The organism is Bacillus sp. GMa5/1 (assembly GCF_050172015.1).
In the GTDB taxonomy this organism is placed as follows: domain Bacteria; phylum Bacillota; class Bacilli; order Bacillales; family Bacillaceae_G; genus Bacillus_A; species Bacillus_A cereus.
Map to the genome: position 1 here is coordinate 1 of NZ_JBNLYC010000183.1, position 7422 is coordinate 7422.

The following is a 7422-nucleotide window of genomic DNA, read 5'->3' on the forward strand; positions in this document are numbered from 1 at the left end:
ACTGTGTAACGAAAACAACAAGAAACAGCTTAGTTTTCTTCTTATAGATAAAGTGAAAAGGTAATTTGTTTTGTAGTACAGGGGGGAGAATTTTGATTAAACCATTAATTGAATTTTGTGTAGGTAACCTTGCAAGTGGTTCACAAGCAGCTCTAGAAAAATTAGAAAAAGATCCGAATTTAGATGTAATGGAGTATGGTTGTTTAGGATATTGTGGCATTTGTTTTGAAGGACCATTTGCACTTGTAAATGGTGAAGTTGTACAAGGTGCAACAGTAGAAGAGCTTGTTAATAATGTATATGAGTATTTGGATGAAAATCCAATGTTTTAAGGTGTTGCGAATTAGTAGCACCTTTTTCATTAGATAAAACTTTATTTCGTGGGGAAGACTAATACTGAGTATTAGTCTTCCCCAATCGAAAATAGTAGGATAAATAAAAAAAGGCCCTTTTTAGAAGGGCTTTTTTCTTACACAAATTGTGTAAGAGTGGCTCATCGCCAAACGTTGTCAAATATGAGAAACGGGGGACATTCATATTGTGTTCTAAAAGCATGCATTTTATACTTAACATAACAAATTATTTTTGGAGTGAATATAAATGAGCCAATTTTCTTTTACAAAAATGCATGGTCTTGGCAATAGTTATATATATGTAAATATGTTTGAAGAGCAAATTCCTGAAGAAGATTTAGCCCTTGTGGCCGAAAAGGTTTCAAATATTAATACTGGTATTGGAGCAGACGGGATGATTTTAATTTGCCCTTCAGACGTAGCTCTGGTGAAGATGCGTATGTTTAATAATGATGGTTCTGAAGGAAAGAGCTGTGGTAACGGTTTACGCTGCGTAGCGAAATATGCGTATGAGCATAAACTAGTAGAAGAAACAGTTTTCACAATTGAAACGTTAGCTGGTATTGTAACGGCTGAAGTAACAGTAGAAGATGGTGTCGTGACATTAGCAAAAATCGATATGGGAGCACCTCGTCTAACACGTGCAGAAATACCGATGCTTGGTGAAGGTGAAACACCATTTATTCGTGAAAACTTCTTATACAATAATCATCGTTATGCATTTACAGCTGTTTCAATGGGAAATCCGCATGCGGTTATTTTTGTTGATGATGTAGAAAAAGCACCTCTTACAACACTTGGACCAGTTCTCGAGACACATGAAATGTTCCCAGAGCGAGTAAATGTTGAGTTTATCGAAATTTTGAATAATGACGAGATGAACTTCCGCGTTTGGGAACGTGGATCTGGTGTAACGCAAGCTTGCGGAACAGGAGCGTGCGCTGCAGTTGTAGCTGCTATTTTAAATGGAAAGATGGAACGTGGTAAGGAAATTACAGTCCATTTAGCTGGCGGCGATTTAATGATTGCGTGGACTGAAGAAGGAAACGTGTTGATGAAAGGACCTGCGGAAGTAATTTGCCGCGGAGTGTATGAGTACAAGATAGAAGCGTAAAGATGTATAATGAACTAAGAACAGAAAGGAAGGTGTATTTCATGATTGAAGTAACAGAACAAGCAGCTTTTCAAATTAAAGATATGTTAAAAGATGCTGAAGATGGAGAGAAGTATGTGCGCCTTGCTGTACACGGCGGCGGATGTAGCGGTCTTTCTTACGGCTTAGGATTTGAAGTAGAACCAAAAGAAGACGACACAGTGCTTGAGTTTTTCGGTGTTGAATTTGTTATCGATACAGAAAGTGCTCCAATTGTTAAAGGAGTAAAAATTGACTATAAACAATCTATGCTTGGCGGCGGATTCACAATCGACAATCCAAACGCAATCGCATCATGCGGATGTGGATCATCTTTCCGTACAGCATCGAATGCTGGTAAGCCAGAAGAGTGCTAAGTTTTTAGCAGAAATAGAGAAAGACCTTTTTAGCGATAGAATAAAATCGTTAGAAAGGTCTTTTCTTTTTGCGTTAAAACAGGAAATGTATGTAAAGTTAATCTAGATATTAATTTAAATGTTATTATATATGGTATATATGATTAATGCTGTGAATTCGAGATTCATATTGTTCATTTTAAGATAAGATTATGTAGAAAAAATGTAAATTATTAGCAAAAATATACTATTTATTAGTTATATTTAATGTTAATATTTGTAACGAAGATGATTGGCGAGGGCTGATTAAAGTTTCACTTTATACAAAAAAGGTGCATGAGCGAGAAGGCTATAGCAAATTGTATAGAACTGAATAGTTCCGTATTAATTAAAATACGTTGATTATTAGATATAAAAAACACCGGGGGGATTAGAGTGAAGTCATTTAAGAGAGTACTTATAGTAGGGATGGCGTTGACTACAGTATCGATTTTGGGAGCTTGTTCTAGCGATACAGACGTATTAACAAAAGCAGGAGCAAAGCAACCAGCGAAGGCGGAAGGTGAAGTACTAAAAGATCAGAAGAAAACACCTATGACTACGAGCAAACGTGAAAGTATTAAAAATGAGGATGCACCATCATCACAAAAGCGTTATATTTCTCATGATGAATCTCAAAAGATTGAGGAAGGGATGACGTATACGGATATTCTTAATACGATTGACTATGGTGGTGAGAACATAAAACATTATAATAACCATGAAAAACGCGTATTTTATACTGAAAAAGATACGGATGGTACATATGAAATTATGGTTGAATTAAATACATATGGTTACGTTGTAAACATTGAACGTACTGCTATAAAGGATGAAGATAAAGATACAGATAAAGAGAATCAGGTATTTACGAAACGTAGTGAAGGGCCTGTAAAGGAATATGAAGAAAAAAACGATCGTGTACCGTGGTATAAAGATGTAAATAACAATTCGGCAGCAGTAAGTTACAATCATTATTTGAAAATCAAAAAAGGTATGCCCGCGAATCAGGTAAAAGCTGCAATTGGACAGCCACATGTGATTGAGAAATATAAATCTTATTCAGTATATGACTATACTGGTTATGGTGGAGAAGGATCATTACGTGTAATCTTTGAACCGAATGGAACTGTTACGGATGTAGTGGAAGACGGTTTACCACGATAATAAATTAGTTACGGGAAGAATTGTAGTAAAGTTGTCTTTGATTTTATAAAGTTTTTGGGAGCATCTCCGAATATAGGTGAAAAAATAATTCTCTTAGCCATGTTAACTACAGTATTAGTATTTACCGAAGTTTCTTCCAAATTCAATAGCGTTATCGTGGATGTTGTTGTCGTATTATCTTTGTTGATATATACCGCAGTAGGGCAGAAATTGTAACTGGACGCGGAGGAGTAGCAGCTTCCTTTTAAAAGAAGGAGGAAAATATGATGGAGGATATTCTTGAATTTATAGGGAGATACGTAATTAAACATATTATTAGTTTAGTGAGATATCTTGTAATAGAGATTATAATTGAGGGCATAATAGAAGGCGTAATAAACGGTATAAGGAAATTACGTGATAAGTGGCGAAATTGGCGTGAAAGACGTTATTGGCGGTAGTGTAGCTGATGAGCGTGAGAAACAAAAACGTTATACAGAAGCTTAATGGAATGACAATTTCTAAAGTGAAGAAATAATTATTATCTTACAAAAGTGTAATGTTCATGTCATGTTTTTGAATTTCTTCTTTAAGCTCCGGGCTTTAAGATAAGAATATAAGAAAAAACATATGAGGTGAAGGAAATGAAAAGATACATTGCACTATTTAGTATTTTAGTTGTATTTGCAAGTTTGTTAGTTGGTTGTGATTTAAACCGTATGGGTAAAGATGAGTATTATGTTCAAATTACAGTAGATGGAAAAGAATTTGATAGTAAAGCTAGTAATGGGCAGAAATTTAAAGATTATGAATATAAGCTGACTGGCTTTGATAAAGACGGTAAAGAGAAAGAATTAGAATTCATAGCTCAAAAAAATCTTCGTAAAGAAGCATTCCTACGCGTATACCACTCAGATAAAAAAGGTGTAACAGCTTGGGAAGAAGTGAAAAAAGACGAGCTTCCAGCGAAAGTGAAAGAAAAACTAAGTGTGAAATAAGACAGATAAAAAGGAATTGACGAACAGGGTCAATTCCTTTTTTTGTTTTCAAATTCTTCTTCTGAAATGACTTTAAATCCGTGTCTTTTAAATAAAGCAGTTGTCACTCCAAAACCAGTTTGCTTATTACCGTTAAATTCTCCAGTGTAAATCGTAGAACTACCACAAGATGGGCTGCGTTCTTTTAAAATAATATATTCTGGGTGTAAATCTTTAATTTGTTCTAATGCTTTATAAGCACCATTTACGAAAGCTGCTGTGACATCTTCACCATTTTTTGTTATCACTTTCGCTTTTCCGTCTAAAACGTCGTCGCCATTCCCGCCAATAATTTCAGCGGAAGGACGAGGTGTTGGTAGTCCTCCTAATACTTCAGGGCAAATGAGGACTGTATCTTCTTTTTGCAGAAGCTCCTCTATTTTTGAAACGAGATTGTCATTCCCGTCATAACGGCAAGCAATCCCACCTAAACAAGCGCTAATTACGATCATATTTTCATCTCCATTAAAAAATATTAACTATCACGCCAATTTCGCTTCCTGCCTCTTACTTATAAATGAGGTGATATAAATGGGAAGCTTATATAATTTAATGAAACCATATAGTGAATTTCGAAGTAAAGAAGAGTTTAATACATATCAAAAACAAGTTTTGAAGTGCTACCGATTTCAATTGAATAAAACTGATTCTATCATTATTCATTTTTTAGGAAAATATGCGGTGAATGAGAAACAAAAAACAGTAGGGGTTGCTTGTCCATTAATGGGGACGATTGCGACGAATGTTGGAAAGAGTATTCGTACAGTACGCCGTTCAATTGCAAAGTTAGAGGAACTAGGAATTATAAAGCGTGTTGCAACAAAAGAAAGGCATAAACGTGGCGGGTATAGTGCGAACTTATATGTATTTCTTACATCTGCGATTGACCGTATGAAAATGTCCGCTTGTAAAACTGAGGATAATGCAACTGGCTGTAGTAAAAATGAGCAAAAAATTGCTGGGGAAACAATTCTTTCTAAAAACATTTCACAAATAAAAGAGAAAAGAAAAGGAACGTATGAGCTTGATGAGACGTATTGCCGTCATGATATACCGAAGCCTTTTATATACGCACTGGTGCCGATGACGAGTAATCCGAAGAAAATTAATATATTTTGGAGTAAGGTCGAGCTTGCGTATAAAAAGAGTGGGTTACTAGAACAAGGTGTTTTACTGGAGCAAATATTAGCTGACGAAGAAGTGTATGGAAATTTAATTTGGCGCGTGAAAAGTGTTGTAAGAGCATATAAATATGGGGAAATTCGTAAAGACATTGGGGCACTTTTATACAGTACAGTGCGAGATTTATTTTTAGAGGTTGGATTAGAATGGGGAGCAGCATTAAGGAGAAGTAAGGGAATATCACTATTTGATCCATTCAAAAAAGAGCCATGCGTATAATACATGACTCTAAGTGGCTAATCGAACTTCCTTACAACTGGAACACGAATCGCTACAAATAGTACGAAGACGATAACAGCTATTGCACCACTTTTCATAACGGTTACGATTGGAATTCCCATTGCAAGTGCAAGTGATGTGAATGCATAAGAGAGCGGGATAAAGCCCATTGATGATAGCATAAGTAAACTCATTACGCGTCCCATCATTTCTTCTTTTACTGTCGATTGAATCATTGCCATAAGCGGTACAATCGCCATTGCGATTGTAATACCATAAAACATGCCGGCTAATAGTGCTTGCCAAAGTACGGTACTAAAGTTGATAGCTAAGAAGAATATACCAGACAATAGCATCATGATAATACAAAATAGACCGCGTCTACGATTAATATTTTTTAAACCGACAATGACAGCACCGATTGCCATTCCGCCACCTACAGATGCTTCTAAGTAACTAAAATGGAGCGAATCACCATGCAGAACGTTTTTAACAAAAAGCGGGAAACCAACTTGCATCGGGCCGATTAAAAATAAGTTTAAAAAAGCGCTACAAATAAGGAAAGTTGAAAGGAATGGCGATTCCTTTACATATAAGATTCCTTCTTTAATGGAAGTGAACATACCTTTATCTGTATCTTTTTGTTCTGGCATCGTAAATTGTATTTTTTGAACGAGTATGGCAGCGACAATCAGTAATAAAATCGTAATGGAAAAGATTGTCTCATAGTTCGTAAATTTAATGAGAATACCACCAAGTACAGGGCCTAAGATGACCGATGCTTGGTTCGTCATTTGTGTAAGCGAATTTGCTTGTGTTAACCGGCTTTTTTCTACCAATTCCGGTAAGATAGATCCATCTGCTGACCAGAAGAAAGCATCAGCAAGTCCAAAGAATAAAGCGAATAAAGCAAATGTATATAGTGTTACATCACCGACAATGAACCATGTGAGAATGGTTGAGACAAGAATCGCTCGAATGATATTGGAGTAAAACATAATGTTTTTTTTCGGGAATTTATCAGCTACAGCGCCGCCGACAATCATAAAAATAAGCCTTGGAACACTAAGAGCTACGAAAACAACACCGAGTGAAGCTTCAAGGTTTAATGTTTTTGCTATGTACCACGTTTGTGAAAAAGTAAAAAAGGCTAAAGCAAAGCTTGAAAAAAGAGTAGCTGCCCAAAGAAAAAGGAAATTCGTATTTTTTAATAACGGTTTTCCGCTTCCTTCTAAAGCAGTTTTATTTTGTTGTAGTTCCTCCATATTGCTTCCTTTCTATGTGACGAATTTAAACTAAAAAACTTATTAACAATCGTTTTATACAGTTTCTAATATTTCTATACTGCACTTTCTCATTGTAGACAATAATAATGAATTTGCCCAGTAGCTATTTAACGACAAAAAAAGATGCCGAATGGGCATCTTTTTTTAGGCTAACGCAATATAAATATCCAATTGAACGTTGTTTGGATCTAACGCTCTTTCATCGTAAAGCTCAAAGTCTGTTGTGAAGGCACGTTTATTTTCTTTCGACCATTTCCAAATATATTCCCAAGCTTCACAAACGACTTCAGCAACTGGTCCTTTTCTTGTTGTAAATACCGCATATGTAGCGGCAGGTATTGTTAAAGTTGTCATATTTTCAGGAACGTCTTCTAATGAAGAAACAGGCATACCGATTGTAAATTGATATGTACCGGTTTCATCTGATTCGTAGTTTGAGTAGAAAGCGAATGTTTCTTTCGTTTGTTGATTTGGGATGTGATGCATCATTTGTTCTTGAAAGTATCGGTTCCAAAGTTGTGGAATGTTTCCTTCAGTAGATGCCTCTGTTTCATTAGTCGTCGTAACCGAAACGCCGATTGCGTGGAAAGCTTCTTTTTTTACGATAATAGGTTCGTGTAGCATAAAAAATTCCTCCTTTTTTTAAAAAAAGAACATTTGTTCTTGTTTTAA

Annotated in this window: 9 protein-coding genes and 1 pseudogene; 7 read left to right on the top strand and 3 right to left on the bottom strand. The window is 35.7% G+C overall.

The genetic code is table 11. The features are described 5' to 3' along the window. Positions 1-92: 92 nt before the first annotated feature. From ACQGSG_RS24585 to ACQGSG_RS24610, 6 genes and pseudogenes are all read left to right on the top strand, one after another. The gene (locus ACQGSG_RS24585) at positions 93-332 is read left to right on the top strand and encodes a YuzB family protein (protein ID WP_000595026.1); all 240 of its coding nucleotides are present in this window, start codon (positions 93-95) and stop codon (positions 330-332) included. Positions 333-600: 268 nt separating this feature from the next. Beyond that, positions 601-1467, top strand: coding sequence for a diaminopimelate epimerase (gene dapF / locus ACQGSG_RS24590; protein WP_325842577.1), 867 nt, complete (start codon positions 601-603; stop codon positions 1465-1467). Between the two features lie 41 nt (positions 1468-1508). Next, positions 1509-1862, top strand: coding sequence for a HesB/IscA family protein (locus tag ACQGSG_RS24595; RefSeq protein ID WP_000573825.1), 354 nt, complete (start codon positions 1509-1511; stop codon positions 1860-1862). Positions 1863-2276: 414 nt separating this feature from the next. Then, entirely contained in the window at positions 2277-3047 is a 771-nt protein-coding gene (locus tag ACQGSG_RS24600) for a hypothetical protein (protein WP_000834604.1), read from the top strand. A 411-nt stretch (positions 3048-3458) separates the two neighbouring features. Then, positions 3459-3527: pseudogene (locus ACQGSG_RS24605) on the top strand (methyltransferase); the annotation flags it as partial. Positions 3528-3670: 143 nt separating this feature from the next. Then, positions 3671-4024, top strand: coding sequence for a YxeA family protein (locus ACQGSG_RS24610; RefSeq protein WP_000833145.1), 354 nt, complete (start codon positions 3671-3673; stop codon positions 4022-4024). 29 nt (positions 4025-4053) lie between these two features. Here the strand turns inward: ACQGSG_RS24610 and ACQGSG_RS24615 are convergent, their stop codons facing one another. Continuing rightward, entirely contained in the window at positions 4054-4515 is a 462-nt protein-coding gene (locus tag ACQGSG_RS24615; RefSeq protein ID WP_000635484.1) for a DUF523 domain-containing protein, read from the bottom strand. A 79-nt stretch (positions 4516-4594) separates the two neighbouring features. On the opposite strand from ACQGSG_RS24615, the gene ACQGSG_RS24620 reads away from it, so the two are divergent. Next, positions 4595-5464, top strand: coding sequence for a helix-turn-helix domain-containing protein (locus tag ACQGSG_RS24620; protein ID WP_325842578.1), 870 nt, complete (start codon positions 4595-4597; stop codon positions 5462-5464). A gap of 17 nt (positions 5465-5481) precedes the next feature. Here ACQGSG_RS24620 and ACQGSG_RS24625 read toward each other — a convergent pair whose 3' ends face one another. Both ACQGSG_RS24625 and ACQGSG_RS24630 read right to left on the bottom strand, forming a co-directional pair. Then, a complete protein-coding gene (locus tag ACQGSG_RS24625; protein ID WP_325842579.1) occupies positions 5482-6729 on the bottom strand; it encodes an MFS transporter in 1248 nt (415 codons plus the stop codon). 165 nt (positions 6730-6894) lie between these two features. Then, the gene (locus ACQGSG_RS24630) at positions 6895-7374 is read right to left on the bottom strand and encodes a GyrI-like domain-containing protein (protein WP_098279331.1); all 480 of its coding nucleotides are present in this window, start codon (positions 7372-7374) and stop codon (positions 6895-6897) included. Positions 7375-7422: the final 48 nt, after the last annotated feature.